This is a genomic window from Rhodococcus sp. (in: high G+C Gram-positive bacteria) (assembly GCF_049286785.1).
Taxonomy (GTDB): domain Bacteria; phylum Actinomycetota; class Actinomycetes; order Mycobacteriales; family Mycobacteriaceae; genus Rhodococcus_F.
In genome coordinates, this window is the sequence record NZ_JBAQEO010000093.1 from 1 (window position 1) to 16,610 (window position 16,610).

General features: G+C 65.4%; 15 protein-coding genes and 5 pseudogenes. 9 read left to right on the top strand and 11 right to left on the bottom strand.

Annotated elements, in window-relative coordinates; all coding sequences use genetic code 11:
• Window positions 1-311 precede the first annotated feature (311 nt).
• The 3 genes and pseudogenes from WAW17_RS03365 to WAW17_RS03375 form a co-directional block, all read right to left on the bottom strand.
• Window positions 312-1,808, bottom strand: a complete 1,497-nt coding sequence (locus WAW17_RS03365; protein ID WP_422331600.1) for a GNAT family N-acetyltransferase — start codon at window positions 1,806-1,808, stop codon at window positions 312-314.
• A gap of 231 nt (window positions 1,809-2,039) precedes the next feature.
• Window positions 2,040-2,358 (bottom strand): annotated as a pseudogene (locus WAW17_RS03370) (Hsp20/alpha crystallin family protein); the annotation flags it as partial.
• 201 nt (window positions 2,359-2,559) lie between these two features.
• Window positions 2,560-2,742, bottom strand: coding sequence for a hypothetical protein (locus WAW17_RS03375; protein WP_422331601.1), 183 nt, complete (start codon window positions 2,740-2,742; stop codon window positions 2,560-2,562).
• On the opposite strand from WAW17_RS03375, the gene WAW17_RS03380 reads away from it, so the two are divergent.
• Window positions 2,741-3,325, top strand: coding sequence for a hypothetical protein (locus tag WAW17_RS03380; RefSeq protein WP_422331602.1), 585 nt, complete (start codon window positions 2,741-2,743; stop codon window positions 3,323-3,325). The genes WAW17_RS03375 and WAW17_RS03380 overlap by 2 nt on opposite strands.
• Before the next feature lie 619 nt (window positions 3,326-3,944).
• On the opposite strand, the gene WAW17_RS03385 is transcribed toward WAW17_RS03380, so the two are convergent.
• Together WAW17_RS03385 and WAW17_RS03390 are read right to left on the bottom strand one after the other, a co-directional pair.
• Window positions 3,945-4,313: a hypothetical protein gene (locus WAW17_RS03385; RefSeq protein WP_422331603.1), complete on the bottom strand. Its 369-nt coding sequence runs from the start codon at window positions 4,311-4,313 to the stop codon at window positions 3,945-3,947.
• Window positions 4,314-4,846: 533 nt separating this feature from the next.
• Window positions 4,847-4,987: a hypothetical protein gene (locus WAW17_RS03390; protein WP_422331604.1), complete on the bottom strand. Its 141-nt coding sequence runs from the start codon at window positions 4,985-4,987 to the stop codon at window positions 4,847-4,849.
• A gap of 220 nt (window positions 4,988-5,207) precedes the next feature.
• Here WAW17_RS03390 and WAW17_RS03395 point away from each other — a divergent pair, with 220 nt between their 5' ends.
• The 5 genes from WAW17_RS03395 (at window position 5,208) to WAW17_RS03415 (ending at window position 8,262) form a co-directional block, all read left to right on the top strand.
• Window positions 5,208-5,375 carry a hypothetical protein gene (locus tag WAW17_RS03395; RefSeq protein ID WP_422331605.1) on the top strand — a complete coding sequence of 56 codons (168 nt, stop codon included), beginning with the start codon at window positions 5,208-5,210 and terminating at the stop codon, window positions 5,373-5,375.
• A gap of 216 nt (window positions 5,376-5,591) precedes the next feature.
• Complete coding sequence (locus WAW17_RS03400; protein WP_422331606.1) at window positions 5,592-5,756, top strand: hypothetical protein; 165 nt, start codon at window positions 5,592-5,594, stop codon at window positions 5,754-5,756.
• 140 nt (window positions 5,757-5,896) lie between these two features.
• Window positions 5,897-6,094 carry a hypothetical protein gene (locus WAW17_RS03405; RefSeq protein ID WP_422331607.1) on the top strand — a complete coding sequence of 66 codons (198 nt, stop codon included), beginning with the start codon at window positions 5,897-5,899 and terminating at the stop codon, window positions 6,092-6,094.
• A gap of 74 nt (window positions 6,095-6,168) precedes the next feature.
• A complete protein-coding gene (locus WAW17_RS03410; RefSeq protein WP_422331608.1) occupies window positions 6,169-6,351 on the top strand; it encodes a hypothetical protein in 183 nt (60 codons plus the stop codon).
• Between the two features lie 555 nt (window positions 6,352-6,906).
• Complete coding sequence (locus WAW17_RS03415; protein WP_422331609.1) at window positions 6,907-8,262, top strand: potassium channel family protein; 1,356 nt, start codon at window positions 6,907-6,909, stop codon at window positions 8,260-8,262.
• Window positions 8,263-8,911: 649 nt separating this feature from the next.
• On the opposite strand, the gene WAW17_RS03420 is transcribed toward WAW17_RS03415, so the two are convergent.
• Window positions 8,912-9,133, bottom strand: coding sequence for an IS3 family transposase (locus WAW17_RS03420; RefSeq protein WP_422331610.1), 222 nt, complete (start codon window positions 9,131-9,133; stop codon window positions 8,912-8,914).
• Here WAW17_RS03420 and WAW17_RS03425 point away from each other — a divergent pair.
• From WAW17_RS03425 to WAW17_RS03435, 3 genes and pseudogenes are all read left to right on the top strand, one after another.
• The gene (locus WAW17_RS03425; RefSeq protein WP_422331611.1) at window positions 9,103-9,375 is read left to right on the top strand and encodes a DUF6262 family protein; all 273 of its coding nucleotides are present in this window, start codon (window positions 9,103-9,105) and stop codon (window positions 9,373-9,375) included. The two genes, WAW17_RS03420 and WAW17_RS03425, sit on opposite strands and share 31 nt — an antisense overlap.
• A 184-nt stretch (window positions 9,376-9,559) precedes the next feature.
• Window positions 9,560-9,994: pseudogene (locus WAW17_RS03430) on the top strand (ATP-binding protein); the annotation flags it as partial.
• A 50-nt stretch (window positions 9,995-10,044) separates the two neighbouring features.
• A pseudogene (locus WAW17_RS03435) lies at window positions 10,045-11,173 on the top strand (IS256 family transposase); the annotation flags it as partial.
• A 79-nt stretch (window positions 11,174-11,252) separates the two neighbouring features.
• Here the strand turns inward: WAW17_RS03435 and WAW17_RS03440 are convergent.
• The 5 genes and pseudogenes from WAW17_RS03440 to WAW17_RS03460 all read right to left on the bottom strand — a co-directional run.
• Entirely contained in the window at window positions 11,253-13,484 is a 2,232-nt protein-coding gene (locus WAW17_RS03440; protein WP_422331612.1) for a tyrosine-type recombinase/integrase, read from the bottom strand.
• Complete coding sequence (locus WAW17_RS03445) at window positions 13,481-14,536, bottom strand: tyrosine-type recombinase/integrase (RefSeq protein ID WP_422331613.1); 1,056 nt, start codon at window positions 14,534-14,536, stop codon at window positions 13,481-13,483. Before WAW17_RS03445 ends, WAW17_RS03440 begins: the two co-directional genes overlap by 4 nt.
• Before the next feature lie 82 nt (window positions 14,537-14,618).
• A pseudogene (locus WAW17_RS03450) lies at window positions 14,619-14,732 on the bottom strand (transposase); the annotation flags it as partial.
• Between the two features lie 87 nt (window positions 14,733-14,819).
• Window positions 14,820-16,445 (bottom strand): transposase, encoded by a 1,626-nt coding sequence (locus WAW17_RS03455; RefSeq protein ID WP_422331614.1) that lies wholly within the window; start codon window positions 16,443-16,445, stop codon window positions 14,820-14,822.
• Window positions 16,446-16,460: 15 nt separating this feature from the next.
• Window positions 16,461-16,610: pseudogene (locus WAW17_RS03460) on the bottom strand (transposase); the annotation flags it as partial.

The following is a 16,610-nucleotide window of genomic DNA, read 5'->3' on the forward strand; positions in this document are numbered from 1 at the left end:
GGTCCTGCCTAACGGCGATTTCGCTGGCACCCCCGAGGACGCACTCGACTGCGCCTGCGGGCTCTACCTCGCCGACCCCACCGCCTGGCAGCAACCCCCGACGAATTAACGGATCAGACCACTAAGCGTTGACGCTCTCCCCGGAACGTGTGCTCGCAAATTCAGCTGCTGTGGAAGGCCATTCGCGAATCGGTGCAACGTCGTGCGCCTGTACAGCCGAGGCTTCGTACGGTGCGGTGGCACGCCCTCACTCTGGATCTGGGCGCATGGGGGAGTTGATACTTGGGGTGATCGGGTCTTCGAAGGTGAGCTCACCAAGGAAATCGTTTCCGGGATGGGGTCACCTCCGTGCTCGAGGGTGTCTCGGGGGGTGCGTCGCTGTGGGAGATCAGTTCGAGATCGAAGTGCGCGACAGGGCCGTCATGGCGTAGTGCGTGGCTCCAGCCCTGCTCGGTGATGATCGCGAGCATGAGGGTGTTCTCTGCGAGGATCTCGGCGGTCAGATGTGCCACGCCATGTAGATACGCGGCGGTTCCCAGCCGTCGAACGAGCAGGGTACCGATGCCGTTCTGTTGTTCGTTGCCAGTGACGGCAAGCGCCATCTCGGCGGTGATGCGCCCCGGCCGGGGATCGGTGACAATGTAGTTCGCCACACCGACCAGTTCGTCACCCTCGAAGGCGCCGAGTGCGAGATGCGTGAAGTCCTGCTCGCAGAGCCGCTCGGCGAACTGTTCCAGATGATTCGGGCGGGGACTGAAGAACCGAAGGTGGGCGTCCTCTGCCGACATCTGCTCGTGCAGGTGTCGGACCGCGTCCCGGTCATCGGGCGTGAGATACCGGATCGTGATGCCAGGGATCGCGACGTCACCCGCCGACGCATCGGCATGCGGGGTGAGCGCCCGAGCTCTTCGGCTGGTGTCGTTCGGTGGCAGGCTGGGCGGACAGGCCATCGTCGGGCAGCGGCTGTGGAGGAAGAGGAACGGGCTCACCGACGCGGCGAAGGGACTCGACGGGTGTTCGCGGCGATGGGTTCCGATGACGACCAGTTGAGCATCGGCGGCGCGTTCGATCAGTGCCGTATGTGGAAGGTCGGGGACGACGGCGGCGGTGACGGCAACGTCAGGAAACGCCCGATGCGCCGCGGACAGGGTGGTTTCGAGGATGTCCTGCTCGGCGTCGTGTTCTCTCGCGTTCGCGTCGGGAGCTGTCACCGAACCTGTGGCTGTGGGGGTGGGCCGGGAATGTACGGCTACGAGCGGGGCCTCGAACAGATGCGCGTACTCGAACGCTACACGGATGGCGTCGGCGCTGTCCGCGGCTTCACCAACACCGAGGACCACCGGCCGGCGATCGGGTAGCTGTCCGGGTTGCCCCCGCCACACGATGACCGGGCACATTGTTTGTTCGGTCATCGTGCTGGCCCGAGAGTTGGTCGCCAGGACATCGGTGGCCCCGATGTCGGGATGGCCCAGCACGACCATCCGGGCACCTTGACCTGCAGTCGCCAACGCGCACCAGGCCGGTCCCTCGATCAACCCGCCACTCAACATCAGATCGGGGAACGTGCGGCGAACTGCCGCGAGCGCTTCGTCTATGATCGCCGTTGACGTCTTCCGCGTCTCGGTGGTAGTCGGCTCGAAGATCTGCGCAATGTCCCCTCGCGTGTGGCTGGCTTCCGGCACGACGTAGACGATCCGCAGCGGACAGTTCAGGCGTTCGGCGAGGCCGGCTGACCACAGGGCAGCGTCATGCCCGATGGGGGGCTGGTCGACGGTAACCACGATCCCCGGATTCTTGTGTGCAGTCATGTGTGCTCCTCGGCAGAGTCCTCCAGGAGTCGGAAAAGTATCCACCTACCGTCTTGTCCAAGCGATCGACGTTAGGTATGAGCGCTGTTACCATCCGTGCTTTCTGACGATCAGCGCGGTTCAGCCGACCGTGTCCCGAGTAACGTGCGTTACGGTTTGCTGCTGTGTCCGGCCGATTTCCGTAGGCTACCGGCCCGCCGGGGCGGTAGGCGCCGACTCGGACGGTGACCGGGAGATCGATCGGTAGAAGCTGCCGTATCGAAATTCCGATCGAGTGCCTTCTTCCTTCTTTTCAGTGCGCTCGGCCTTGATCGTCAACTGACCATCGCGGACGCTGACATCGACGTCCTTGGCCGGGTCGACACCCAGTAGTTCAGCGCGCAGGATGTAGTGCCCATCCTCGACGTGGTCCTCGACGCGGATGAGGTGATCTTCGAACGGGCGCCACGTCGGCACGGACTCGAACCCAGCCAGCATCCGGCCAATCGGCGATGGCAGGCAGATTCGACAACCAGGACCGGTGTGGGCGGCGGGACGAAAGAACGCTCATGACAACTCCGATCAAGAAGAGCAACGAATAGCTGACTTCTCGATTGGACTCGTTCATCGCGAGCCAGCAGTAGGGCCGACAGTCCTTCCGTCGAGCACTCAGGTCGTCTGCGTGCTCAGTAACTGGCAATGATGACATCGGCTCAGGTAGCTCCGTTGGAGTCTGTCCTGTACAACCACATAGGGAAACAGTTGTCATCTGTCACACATCTGCCAACATGGTCCCGGTACGACCGTCGACATCGCGACCGTCGACATCGCGACCGTCGACATCACGACCGTCGACATCACGACCGTCGACACCACGACCGTCGACACCACGACCGTCGACACCACGATGGACACCTATCCCGGTGCCCACCTCCACACGAAGGACGGCAATCATGGCTGAGGACCCCACATTCCTGACGAAGGTCGGTACCGAACTCTCGACGCTCATCGACACTCTGAAACGTTCCGAGCAGGACGCCCGGGCAAGCGCAGACGACATCGGCGCCCGGCTCGCGAAAGAACTCACCGCAGCCCGCGAGCATGCACAGTCGCTGCTCGATCAGGTGGCACTCCGCGCCAGCGACACGGCAGGAACTGTTCGCGACGACATCGCCGCGCTGGGCACGTCGTACGACAGCGCGATCGATCAACTTCAGGGCGGCGTCGCGGCGGGAACCGAAGCGGTCAGGAAGGAATCCGCGAGCCTTCGGAGCAAGCAGCAGGAGGTCCTCGCCGACCTGCAGGGGCGCGCGGCGACCGCGCAGGAAGCGACGCGTGAGCTCGTCGATGCTCTCGGCAGGAGCGCGTCGGCGGCAGTCGAGACCGCGAAGACGACGCAGGAGCAGACGAAGCAGCAGCTCGCCGGCCTGCAGGAGAAAAGCGAGAAGGCGTGGGTGGAGGTGACCGCTGGTATGCGTCGGGCCAAAGACGATCTCGCGGCAGCGGCCGAGCGCGCGCGAACCCGCATCAAACACTGAGCTGCGATCGGCGACAGGTCAGAGATCGGGGCAGCGAATCGATCTCGCAACCCGATCGTCCCGAGGGCGCGCAGCCCGCGGACACCAGCACCGCCCCGACTCATCCGATCCTTCTCTCTGTGCTTCTTCTCTATGGTGGTCACGGTGAACTTGCCCTGGGGGTGCCGATCCCGTACCTGCCCAGCACACGGTCGATGTCGTACGGGGGAGGGAGTGCCGACATATCGAACCGACCCGCACTTCTGGTGTCGTTCCCTCCCGACGTCTGGGCGCCACCATCACCGCAGGGTGGACGCAGATCGGCCTCGACTTCACCGCGGCCACCGTGTTCCTCGAACCGAGCCACTTCCCTGTGTCACCGGACTGAACGCGCCGACGCCGGTCGCCCGGTGTCTGCAAAAATACCCGTGACGGTGGTGCCGCCATGGAGTGCGATTCGGTTCTACCGCATGCCAAATAGGTACCGGGCGCGTGAACCAAGCCCCACACAAGTACGCCCGACTGTCCGGGCTTCCACGCATGGTCGAATCCATCCGTAATGTCGATACCGCTCGATACTGTCGGTGCATGATCGAACCCGTGGAACCGCTCGAGTCCGTCGGTCCAACGCCCGTTCCAGTCAGGTGTGAGTGTCACCGCGTTTGGTGCTCTGTTGCTCGGTGAGTGTCTCGTTCCGCTCAGCGAGTTCGTCGCGTTCGTGGACAACGAATTCGGTGTTGCGCTGCGACTGCGCAAGATCATGGCGCGCTTCTTTCCCGCGGCGGGCAGTTCTCCGCGCACCGGCGAGCGCCATGGCCAACCCCAGTGCCCCTACCGCGCCGATGACAATTCCGTACAGAAGTAGCGACCCCGTCGATCCCGTGACGTGGTAGCCGAAGGCCGAGAAATCATCAGTCAACGAGTGCGCGTCTCCAGCGTTGGCCAGAACACCGGTCAATCCGATCACGACGGCGGCCAGTAGTACGACTAGTCCGATAATGATGAGCATCAAGTTCTCCAAGCTGCTGAACTATCAATGGGGCTGGAGCAACTGACGATCCTGACCTATCGCCGTGCCGCCGCGCGTAAGAGCCACGGCGAACAGACCCGGAGATGATCTCTCGTCTCTGCCCTCGAACAAGCCTACGACATCGAGAGAGCGTGACTCACAAGAGCGATGTGCCGCCGATATCCCGATTCCCCAGTCGAAGAGGAGAATCCGCCCTCACGTCATATAGGTAATGGCCACACCCCGTGACGGGCTTGCCGCAGCCCGCAGCCCGCAGCCGTGGGCGCAAAGGCGGACACCCCCCAACCTCACCCATGATCAGCTCGACCTCGCCTAACGTCTCTATGAAACCGGAGAACTCACCGCCGCCCGGATCGCCGGCATGCTCACAGTGCCCCGCACCGAGCGCCAGCCGGGCCCACCGCGGATGCGGCGTTCGCGCAGTTCGATCGACGCTCAGCCGAGCGCCTCGATGTTCATGCAGAATGCAGGCAGATCGAGCATCAACCGGGCCAGTCCCACACCCCTCACCATCAGGGGCTGCCCGCATGGGTGTCGCGCTCACGCGCCCGCCCGCCCGCTGCGGCGACGGACGGGCCGATGCGGTGTGGCTGCAGGCTCACCTCGGGTCCGGCGCTGCGCCACACCACGCCGACAATGTACCTGTTGTTCAACGGTGCCCCTGGTGCACGCACGGCGAGGTGTTCGCCGCGGTCACCGCCGACGGCCGCGACGCCGGCTTCGCCCGACGACCGAGACTGCCGAGTCGGGGGTGTGGATTGTGGACCCCGGCCGCGACCTGCGGTACCTGGCCCTGACCGCTACCAGTGCGCCGGGCGAAATGCACACCATCAGATCCGGCCTCAGACCGACCCCGCTGATCACTGCGCCCGCTTGTCCTGCCTCGCGGTGCGCGCCGAGGTGGAGAACACCGATGCCGAGGCCGACCCGTATCTGCCGAGACCGGACATCACGACCGGCAGCGCGGGACTGACCGCCTACCGCACCGAACCCCGGTCTTGGCTCGGCATTGCGCCTTCGATCGGAAACCCGCGCCGCTGAGGAGGATCCGGAGCCCGCCATCCGCGCATAGCAGATGGTGGCACGTGCGCTTTCGGTGCCGCCTTCCACCGGCTGGCCGGTTGTTCGACGTGGTCGTGGGGGACAGAAGTCATGTCGACCTCACCTTCTCGAAACACAGTGGATGCTCCCCGAGGCATACGATGGGGCTGCGCGCCCAGTACCGCCCAGTACATCAACCGGATGGGTCACCCGCTCATGACGAACCAGACATCACGCCACAACCCACCGTCCGATCACATCCCGAACCCTCGGCCGGACAAGCAACTGTCCACGACCGACATCGCCAGCGCCGTCGAGGCGCTCACCGGCCAACGGATCCTCCCCCGTCCCGGCGCCGAGAACGATCCCCACCTCCGGTGACCGGCCCGGCGCCGCACCGAACACCCCGCCGCCCACCACGGGAGAGGCCGCACGGTCCCGCTCACCGGTCGGGGTCCGGTGTGCCGACCGGTGCCGGTGGGCACCCCGGCTCAAGGAGTTCACGCGGTGGGGCCGAGAGGGTGACCGTGGCCGGGGTCGTGACGGTGGTGGCGGGAGTGCTCTGCCTGGTATTGGGCGGGATATCCGGTTCCGCGGTTGTATTCGGGTTCGGTGCGCTGAGAGCGCCGGCGATGGTCGTGGGTGCGGTGACCAGTGCCGGATTCCTCGCGGCGGGTGTGGTGCTGGTTGCTCGCCCCTTCTCTCGTCGACCGGAATGATCCGCCGCAGGCGGAAAATCCGGTGACTGCTGTCACCTTTCCGATGTCCCACCGATCAGAAGAAGGAGGCATCCATGACCGACGTCCCGGTCGAGTACTCGCCCCGACCTTCCGCCGCGACGGTGAACACCACCGAATGGATCAAGGCCCACCTCGCGCGGATGGACCACGCCGATCCGGCAAACACCCCGGCAGCCGGCGCCACCGCCCCGGATCCCGTCGTCATCGCGACCGATCGTGATTGTGACTGCCGGTGATCGGCCCCACAGTCGTGGGCGACCACCGCGCCGTCACCCAATTCCGCAACGTGTTGGCCCTCGACGCGCCATGACCGGATGCATCGGAGTTCGACGGTGGGCCGGACCCGAGGTCCGAGATGCACGGCGTCGTGATGGATGTCGAGCAGGTTCGCCGGCACAGACGACAAGGCGCCCGGTACGTACGAACTCGAGTGTTTCGTAGTCGGCCGACCAACCCAAGAATCCTCGCACACCGTGCGGGCGAATCTCACACGATGGCGGGCTGTGACGGCGGGAATGGTTGGTCTTGCCGGGCGAGGTCGCCCGGGCCAGGCTCCCACACGTGTCGACGGTCGCGTAATTCACACGATCACGGCACCGCCGACTCGTGGGATGTGCCCGGTGTACAAGGTTTTCGTGGCGTGGATACGCGGCGGTGTCTGGTGTCCGGGTAGTCACAGGTGCCGGGTCGACGGGAATCGGTCACACCGACACCCTTCGGGGTGCGCACGGCGGCCGCCGGTGTTGTCCTGGACAGGTAGATCTTCCCCGCGAGCTCGGAGGGTGGGTGACATGGCGGCAGATTCCTTCGTCGTGATCGGGGATACCACGGTGGCCCGGCGGGTGTGCTCGTCGCTGGCGCAGCGCGGGCACGAGGTGCGGCACGTCCCCGGACCCGACGACGACGAACTTCGTCGGACCCTCGACGGCGCGCCGGTGCGGGGGATCGCGATCCTGCTCCAGGACGACGTACACGCCCTGCGGTACGCGCTGGCGGCCGCACATATTCACCCGTCGGCGCCGATGATCGTGACGATCTTCGACCGCACCATCGGGGACCAGCTGGCCCGGTTCCTGCCGCACTGCGATATCACCTCACCCGCCGACCTGGCCGCCCCGTCGCTGGCGGGCCCGTGTGTCGAGTCCGGCCTGTTGGCGGTGACACGGGCGGGCGAGCGGCCGCGGGGCATCCGCAATGCCGGCTCGGTGCTCGACGAGGTTCCGGTCACCATCCGGGCGCGCCCCGGCTGGCGGACCTGGCCGATCCAGGTGGCCGGCCTGTGGCGCTCGCACGAGACCGGCACCCGTATCCTGCTGGCCGGCCTGGCCGGGCTCGCCGCCGTGCTGATCGGGGACTGGGTGTGGCTCACGGCCGGTGAGGGCCACGGCGCCGCCGACGCGTTCGAAGAGGCTGTGCGGGTGGTGACCACGGTCGGGCCTGCCGCCGATCCGCACGGCAACGACCCGTACGCGCTGGTCGCCTCGACCGCTATGTTGATGACCATCGTCTTCACCGCGATGTTCACCGCCGGAATGGTGGACCGGCTGCTCGGTCCCCGCCTGACCGCCCTGATCGGTGCCCGCGCGTTGCCCCGCTCCGGCCACGTTATCGTGGTCGGGCTCGGGCAGGTCGGACTGCGCCTGTGCCGGGAACTGCGGGCATTGGGGATACCGGTGGTCGGCGTCGACCGCGACACCAACGCCCGCAACCTGCGGCTGGTGCGGGAGTTGAACATTCCCGCGGTGGTCGGCCACGGCGGGGACCGCGCACTGTTGGAGCGGATCGGCATCCACCGCGCCGTCGCGCTGGCGGCCGTCGGGTCCGACGACCGCGACAACATCGCGGTCTCTCTCGCCGCCCAGGGGATCGCGCCGGGACTGCGCCTGGTGTTGCGGGCCGGGGAGCAGGAGGTGATCGCGGAAACCCGCTCGCTGCTGCCACTGGGCATCACCCGCGACGTCACCAGCCTGAGTGCCACTTACGTCCTCGCCCGCCTGCTCGGACTCGACCCCCTCGGGGTGGTGGCCGGCGAGGCTCACGTCCACATTCGGCTGGACGGAGGCGAGTTCGAGGAGATTCCGATCTCCTCGCGCGGCGGGTGCCGACACGCTGCCGCCGGCAGTGCCGCGGCCCGCACCGACCTCTAGCGGCGTGGGGGCTGATCACCAACAGTGACACCCCCTGAGCCCGTACGATTTCGGACAGGATGTGAAGCACCCGCCAGGTGTGAGACGGGGTCGAGTCCGGTGGTCGTCTCATCACAGAGCGCGGACGTCGCCAGTGCCGGCGCAACCGCGGCGCACAACCGGAGAGGACTGACGGACGCGCGCGCGATCCGCTCGCCCGGTCCCGCCTGCCGCAAGGCGGTCAGCACCGGCGCTGCGCGACCGGCATGGTGACGCCGCGCAGCCGCATGGCCCCCGCACGATCTGTCCCACACACTCCGATCGGGGGTCGAAGGCCGCCCAGGTCCAAATATGTCCCGGCCCGGCGGGGGTCGGACGCCATCCGGTGGCACTTCGTGCGCGCGTGGTAAACCACATCCGTGAACTTGGTCGCGGAAAGAAACCCGGTAGCGAAAATCTCACCGGTGCGGCAGAAGTCCTCCCCGTGTCGGCGGGTTCCGCGCCCGAGGTGGTCGCGCCGGTCAGGTTCGCGTCGGCCAGACTCGCGGTGGCCAGGTCCACCTCGGACCCATCCACGCCTATCAGGCTTGCACCGGTTCGGCCACGAGCCGCTGAGGTCGGCGCTGGCGGAGGTAGTCGGATCTGAGATTCCCCCGCTTCTCCGGAGACCTTATCTATCTGGCTCCGACGAACTCGGATCGGATGATATTGCTTCCTGCCTCGCTGACCGGTCGTGGTAGGCGAGTTCGTATTCGTCGGGTGAGAGCCCACGAAGACCGGCTTGAATCCTGCGCGCGTTGTACCAGCCGTCGATGTAGCGAAACAACGCCGTCTCTGCCTCCGCTCTGGTGACGAAAGTAGTTGCAGGCCAGTATATCAACTCGATCTTCAACGTCGACCAAGACCGCTGATGCCGAGCAGGCCATCCGGCGTCTGCTCAAACGCGGCGAACGCGTCACCTTCCAAGCCGTCCAACGCGAGGCCGGCGTCTCCCACGACTTCCTCTACAACCACGCCGAACTGCGACCCCGCATCGAACGGCTGCGCGCCAACGCCCGACCGGTCGACGCCGATACCCCGCCGGATTCGGACAACACCCTCGTCCACATACTCAGCCAGCAATCTTTGAGCTGAAGAAACAGCACCGCACCGAAGTCCAGGCCCTGCGAGACGCCCTCGAACAGGCCCACGGCGAGAACCTCGACCTGCGCCGCCAACTCACCCGCCAAGGGACCGCCACCAACCGCATTGCATCAATCGCAGAAACGTCATGACCAGCGCAAACGAAATGTTTCTCCAGCTCAAACCGACGATAACGGCCGGGACGGGGAAGACGCTCTTCCTCGAAGCGCTCGGGCAGAAGGTCATCGAAGCCGGCATACCGGTGGCATGGTTCACCCTCGAACAGATCGGGGTGCTCGTGCGCGCACACCGCGCCGACGATTCCCTCGGCAAGGCGGTGGCGAAGATCGTGCGCGCCGAGCTCGTCGCGATCGATGACGTGGGGGTATTGCCGGTCGGCGCCGATGCCGCCGAAGGGCTCTACTGCATCGTCGAAGCCGCCTACGAACGCAAATCGGTGGCGGTCTCGTCGAACCTGCACCCAAGCGGGTTCGACGAGTTGATTCCCAAAACCCTCGCCGCGGTCACCGTCGACCGTCTGCTGCACCACGCCCACCTGTGCCAGACCAGCGGAGACTCGGTCCGACTGGCACAAGCACTGCACGGGAAAGGGGTCAAAGCCTTGACCTGACCACCGAACCCTGGACCGGTGGGACTGTATGAATAATGGTGTAACTCCTGATGCAGAGGATAACTCCTGTGACTGATGTGATGACGACACCCGAGGCCGCGGATGCGGTGGACGAGCAGCTGATCCGGCAGCTGACCGAGCAGGCACGCGCGGAGGGCCTGAAACTGACCGGCGAGGGCGGGCTACTCGCCCGGTTGACCAAGGTGGTGGTCGAGTCGGCCCTCGAGGGAGAGATCGACGATCACCTCGGCTACGGCAAGCACGACCCGGTCGGCCGCAACGGTGAGAACTCACGCAACGGCAAGAGAGTCAAGACCGTGTTGACCGAGGCCGGCCCGGTCGAGATCGAGGTTCCGCGGGACCGCGAGGGTTCGTTCGAGCCGAAGATCGTCGCCAAACGCCAACGCCGACTGACCGGCGTCGACGACCTGGTGATCTCGTTGTCCGCCAAGGGGCTGACCACCGGCGAGATCTCCGCGCACCTGGCCGAAATCTACGGCGCCGAGGTCTCCAAGCAAACGATCTCCACGATCACCGACCGGGTGATCGAGGGCATGAGCGAGTGGCAGAAACCGCCCTGTCTATCCGGTGATCTTCATCGATGCGGTGAACGTGAAGATCCGCGAGGGACAGGTCGCGAATCGGCCGATCTACGTCGCCCTGGCAGTCACGTGCGAGGGAACCCGGGAGGTCCTCGGGCTGTGGGCCGGCGAGCACGGCGACGGGGAGGGCGCCAAGTACTGGCTGCGGGTGCTCTCCGAGATCAAGAATCGCGGCACCCGCGATTGCCTGATCATGGTGTGTGACGGGCTCAAGGGCCTGCCGGAGGCGATCGGGCAGGTTTGGCCGCAGACGATCGTGCAGACGTGCATCGTGCATCTGCTGCGCAACAGTTTCCGCTACGCCTCCCGCAAGGACTGGGCGGCGATCGCGAAGGACCTCAAGCCGGTCTACTCCGCCGCGTCCGAGCAGGATGCGCTCGACCGGTTCGCCGAGTTCAGCGACACATGGGAGAAACGGTATCCGGCGATCGTCCGGCTGTGGACCAACGCGTGGGCCGAGTTCGTGCCGTTCCTGCAGTTCGACAAGGAAATTCGCACCCTGATCTGCACCACCAATGCCATCGAGTCGATCAACTCGCGGATCAGACGCGCGGTGAACGCCCGAGGGCACTTCCCGAAGGTTCTGTGGAATCAAGATTGTCAAATTCGTGCTGGTCGGCCGTGGTTGACAGCGACGATCGGCAACGGGGTGGCGGTCAGTCGGCGTGGTGTTGTTCCGGCCGGGGTCGGGACGTCGGCGAGGCGTTGCAGTAGCTGCTCGAGGGCGGCTTGACCGTCTTCGACGGCTGCTTGTTCATCGTCGGTGAGCGGGATGCTGACGAGCATGCGCTGAAGGTTCGATTTCGCCTGCAAGAGTTCGCTTTTGCTGGACTCTTTGGGTATGTAGAAGTCACAGCGGGCGCAGGCCATGCGGTGCGGGCATTGCTCGAAGAAGGTGTAGCTGCAGAACCCGTGGCCGAGGTCGTAGTGCTGCCAAGGCTCACCAGCGGCGGCAGCGCCGGAGGTCGCCGCGTCGCGGTCAACGAGGACTTCGATGGTGCGGACGTTGCGGGCGAAGTAGCCGGCGTCGTTGTATGCCTTGGCCAGGGTATTCGGGGTAATTCGTAGTGCTGGGTCGATTCCGGGCTGCGGTGTCCGAGCCAAGCCTGCAGCTCGAACAGCGTCATCGGTTCCTTGGCGTTGTAGAGCTGTGTCGCGATGGTGGAGCGAGCGCGGTGGCTGGTGATCGGCCCGCGAACGTCGGCGGCAGGAATGTCGGCCTTGCGGCAGAGCGCAGGGATGATCGTGTCGTTGATGTAGTTCTTGCTGATCCGCCCGGCCCGGACTGCGAACAGGAAGTGCACCTTCTCACCGGTTTTCCGGTCCAGCATCGGTGGTTGCGCGGGGCGCAGGGCCTGCCATGCTTCGATCGCCCGGCCCAACAACGGGTCGACGGGCTTGGTGAACGCGGTGCCGGTCTTGTGGGTAGGGATATCGAGCAGGCAGACCGATGAGTCGGTCTGCTGTGGGTCGTCGCCGACGGCGGGCTGATCGTGTTGCCAGCGGATGCAGCCGACCCGAAGCCGGGCGATTTCGTCGCTGCGCTGGCCGGCGAACAGCCAGGTCAGCGTGACGGCGCGGACCATGTCGACCGGGTGGGCCCCGGGTCCTGCGGGCAGGTCGCCGGGATCGAGGTTGAGGCCGGCCCAGAGAAGTTTGGCCCAGAGGTCATCGGCGATCACTCGCGGGTCGGGTCCTTGCAGTGCCAGGATGCTGCGCGGGGTTTCCAATGCTCGCGCGGGGTCGAATCGACGCGGGATCCAGTCCCAGTCCTGGATATCGCGGAAGAAAGTGCGGACGATGCGGATGTAGGTGCGTTTCGTTTTCGCGGACAATGGTTTTCCGAGCTGTTCGATGCGGCTCTCACGCCAGCTCTCCGATTGGATGTGGTCGCCGACACGCATGCGGTCGACGGCGGCGATCCAGGCCGAGCAGGTCTGCCGTGTCCAGTCAGCGGGCCCGGTGATATCGGGATGGTCGGCGGCGAGCCAACGGCCGATCTTGGCCAGCACGACGCGATGGGTGTCGCGGGTACTCGGTTGGACCGTCGCGGTGGCGTGCCAGCGTTCGACCGCCTGCGCCCAGCCCGGGGCGGTGCCGGTGATGGGGACGGGCCCGTCCCCGTATCGCGGTGCCGGTGGAGGGCCGGTGTGGCCGAGCGTGGCCAGAGCCCGGTGAACGCCGTGCAGGTGGCGGCCGTGGAAGTGCCGTTCGATCGCCGCGTCCGCCCGCAGCCGGTCCAGCGCCGGCGAGGTGAGCTCGGCTAGCATCGGACTGCGGTTGAGCAGCAGCAAGGTGCAGATCATCGACTCCAGATTCGCGGCACGATATCCCCATCCGTTCAGCACCGCGCGAACCGGCTCGACCGCCTGATCGACGCTGACGGAACCGAATATCCGCTGCGCCAACGTCTGCCGCGCGAACGGGCCGACCAGATCGAATGCGGTGAACCCGGTGAGCAGATAGGCATGAACGAGCAGATAGGGACGTGCCTGCATGCCGACCTGCCCCCGGAAACGCTCCCGCAGCTGCTGTGGGCGCAGCAGCTCGGCCCACTCCTGCGTCGACCAGGACCAGAAGTCGCGGCCCAGCTCACCGCAGCGGTGCAGGATGATCGCGGTCGCGTAGCGGGCGAACCGTCGCTGGAACACGGTGTCGGGATGCCAGTGCAGAGCCGCGATCGCCTCGTCCAGTGGTGCGGTCAAACGCGCAATCGCCTGCCACTGCGGGTGTTCGCGCTCCCGGTCGAGCCGTAGCAGGTCGAAACCGAGGGTCTGCAGCGCATCGGACTCGTTCTTCGAGAGCCGTCCGTGGCGCTGGAAACGATCCAGCCGTAGCGGCCACTCCCAAACGGATGGTGCTGCCTGCGGATTCACCATCATTGTCATCGGCGACTGGTCTCCTGCTCGTCGAGGCGAGCCAGCATCTCCACCCGCCAGGAGTGGATGTGGTTCATGCCGCGAGCGAGCTTGTCGGCCAGCTCCCGCCCGGACAGGTGGATATAGGTGAGTGTGGTTTCGGTGCTGCGATGTCCGGCGAAGGTGGCGATCGCGTGTAGTTCCCAACCCGTCCGTGCCAGGTCCGTCAAGCACAGATGCCGGGTCGTGTGGGTGGAGAACTGCGGCACTCCCGCATCGACCGCGATGCGTCGCACCACTTTCGACCATGTCCACAAACTCAACGGATCGGCATGGTTGCGGCGTGACTCGGACAGAAACAGCGGTCCTCGGGCCTGGCTTATGGTCGCTCGATGCGTCAGATACTTTTGCAGCAACACCCCGGTTGGCGCCGAATACGGCACTATTCGCTCGAGCCGGTTCTTCGTCGTCTCCGCCCGCACTCGTAACATCCGACGAGCTGGATCCAGGTCGTCGGTGCGCAGGGAGCACAGCTCCTCGCGGCGCAGCGCGGCGTCGTAGGCCAGTGCGAGCATCAGCCGGTTGCGCGGCGGCTCGGCCGCGGCGACGGCGAGGATGTCGAGCCACTGCTGCTCGGTTGGGATCCACGGAAGTTTCACGAGCCGTGGCACCAGGCCACGCTGCTGCCCACCCCACTTCCGCCCTGGCGTATATCGGCCTCGACCAACAGGATTAGACTCCCGAACACCTTCCTCCACCAAGAAGTCGAAGAACAACCGCACCGGCACCAGTCGCTGCTGGATCGTGGCATTTGCCAATCCGCACCCGGAATCGATCGACACCACGTTCGTGCCGCGGCGGCTGGCCCGCCCGGTCAGCTCGCGAACGAACACCGCGACATCAGCCCGGTTCGCGGCGACCGGGTCGATGCCATGGTGCTCGCAGACCTGCAGGAACTCCGACAGCCCGCGCGCATACGCGTCGATCGTCCGCGGTGCTCGACCCAGATCGACCCACACTCGCAACCAGCTTGCCGCGCGTTCGTGCCTGCCGAGCACCGGCCACTTCTCCTCCAGCACCACCGTTCCCAAGCCTGCCTCCCAGTTCCGTGGTTTCCTTGGCCGAGATCGTCTCAGCCTCGTTCTGATTCCACGTAACTAATAGGAAGTGCCCACGAGCCCGCACAGCGCGCCTGTATCGGGCGTTGACGGACTCGATCGCGTTGGTCGAGCAGATCACCCGCCTGATCTCGACGTCGTAGAGGCTGTCGCAGAATGGGTGGGGAGACAAGAAGCGAGCCGGTCGCGTCGATTCTGCCCTGCGTTGCCAATTCTCTGTTAGCCAACGAGATCCGATAATCGCCGGTCAGATGGCCGTTGCTCGGTGAATCTTCATCAGGTTGAATGCACTGGCCGCCAAGTTGAGTTCGCTCAGCGCACTGCCCAGTCCACGGCGGGAGAATCTGTCGAGGATCTTCTTCAGGTTGCCGATCCCGGGTTCCACGGTCGCTCCGCGGCGTTTGTAGAGACTGGAGCCTTCCGGGGTGCGGAGCCGATGAGACATCGCTTGTCTCGGTGTCGAGCCGGTCGGAGGTGGCCCGGTCACAGGTTGTTGAGTGAGTGCTTTCGCATGGTCGCGGGTTTTGGTCAGCGCGATCAACCGCTCCGGCCCGGCCGCAGAAAGATTACTCTCGCTGCAGTATCCGGCATCAGCGAGGACGAGACCGATCTTGTGTTCTCCTCGCCCGGTTTCGGCGTGCAGCATCTCGGCGGCGCATCGACTTGCGCGCATCATCGGGATGAAAGATGCAATGTCGTTGGAGCTCTGTGTAATTTGCACCGCAGCGATAATCTGATCACCGGTGACAGCGAGCTGCGCGTTGTAACCCTGAAGGAAACCCTTGCGAGTCGGCATCAGCCGTGAGTGCGGATCAGTGACATTGGCTACCGTCTTCGGCAGTGCACGCTTGTCCGGCTTCGTGGCCGATGCTGTCTTTTCGGCTGCCTGTGCGGCCTCGACGACCCGTCGGGCGCGGATGATTCGTGAGTGCTCTTCCATGGGCACCGGTGGGGCGCCCCTCGGCTTCTTCCCGGCAGCGATCAGCGCGGCACGTCGGTCGAGTTTCGATTGGTGAGTATCGATTTCACGTGCAAGGTGGGCACGTGCTTCCGCGAGCCGGTGCGGACCGTCGGGGATACGCCCGACCACAGGCTCACCGGCTCGAGATTTCGCCAACCGTGCCCGTGCCGCTGCATCGCGCTGCTCCTCGTCCTTGCGCTGGCGTTGCAATTGGGTGGCGACTTCGTCGGCTGCCTCCCGGATTCGCCGGGCGCGACTGCTCTGGTCCATCAGTCGGTCAGGAACCCGCTCACCGTCGCGGTGTTCACGCTGCGCAACGCGGGTGTTCTCGGCGGTATCGGTCTGTTCCGCATCGGCAATCATGTGCGCGACCTGCTCGCTCAGCCATTGATGCCCCCGGTTGGCGTCGATCGATGCGTTCGCGGGGATCTTGGTGCCGTCGATGGCAACGGTGCCGAACTTCCCCAGGCCAGCGCGGCCGGCGATCATCAGCACCTGCGTGAACAATCCGGTGAACGCGTCCTGACATTCAGCCCGGAACCGCGCGATCGTGCAATGGTCGGGTACGTCCTGCGCACACAACACGCGAAAGGCCACGTCGGTCGCGCACAACCGCTCGATCTGGCGGGAGGAACGGATCCCTCTGCAGTAGGCGTAAATCAGAAGTCCCAGCAGCATCCGCGGGTCGTAACCAGCCGCACCGACACCGCCACGGCGACGACTCCGATCGAATTCACCGGTGTCGAGCACCTCGATTGTCTCCAACAGGAACCAGACGAGGTGATCGGCAGGAAGCCACTCCCGCATATCCGGAGGCAAAAGGAACACCTGATCACGCAGAACCGGACGGTATCCCTTGGCCATACCGTATTTTCCCAGATCGGCGTCCGGAACGAGCCCGACGACACGCATTCTGCAACAGGCTCCGTAGTCCAGGAAGGGAATGAACTCGCTCCACGCGTTCTCCCACATCCGCACGATCGCCGGATACTGCTCACCCCATTTCTTCGTGAATTCGGTGAATCGTTCCTTCGCCGCCGACTCCGACGGCGCCGTGTACACCGGCCTGAGATCACG

Bases quoted from the DNA above. Each gene is read 5' to 3' on its own strand.
- WAW17_RS03365 (WP_422331600.1), bottom strand. From the start codon at position 1,808: ATGACTGCACACAAGAATCCGGGGATCGTGGTTACCGTCGACCAGCCC.
- WAW17_RS03380 (WP_422331602.1), top strand. From the start codon at position 2,741: ATGGCTGAGGACCCCACATTCCTGACGAAGGTCGGTACCGAACTCTCG.
- WAW17_RS03375 (WP_422331601.1), bottom strand. From the start codon at position 2,742: ATGATTGCCGTCCTTCGTGTGGAGGTGGGCACCGGGATAGGTGTCCAT.
- WAW17_RS03385 (WP_422331603.1), bottom strand. From the start codon at position 4,313: ATGCTCATCATTATCGGACTAGTCGTACTACTGGCCGCCGTCGTGATC.
- WAW17_RS03400 (WP_422331606.1), top strand. From the start codon at position 5,592: ATGACGAACCAGACATCACGCCACAACCCACCGTCCGATCACATCCCG.
- WAW17_RS03410 (WP_422331608.1), top strand. From the start codon at position 6,169: ATGACCGACGTCCCGGTCGAGTACTCGCCCCGACCTTCCGCCGCGACG.
- WAW17_RS03415 (WP_422331609.1), top strand. From the start codon at position 6,907: ATGGCGGCAGATTCCTTCGTCGTGATCGGGGATACCACGGTGGCCCGG.
- WAW17_RS03440 (WP_422331612.1), bottom strand. From the start codon at position 13,484: ATGACAATGATGGTGAATCCGCAGGCAGCACCATCCGTTTGGGAGTGG.
- WAW17_RS03455 (WP_422331614.1), bottom strand. From the start codon at position 16,445: ATGCGTGTCGTCGGGCTCGTTCCGGACGCCGATCTGGGAAAATACGGT.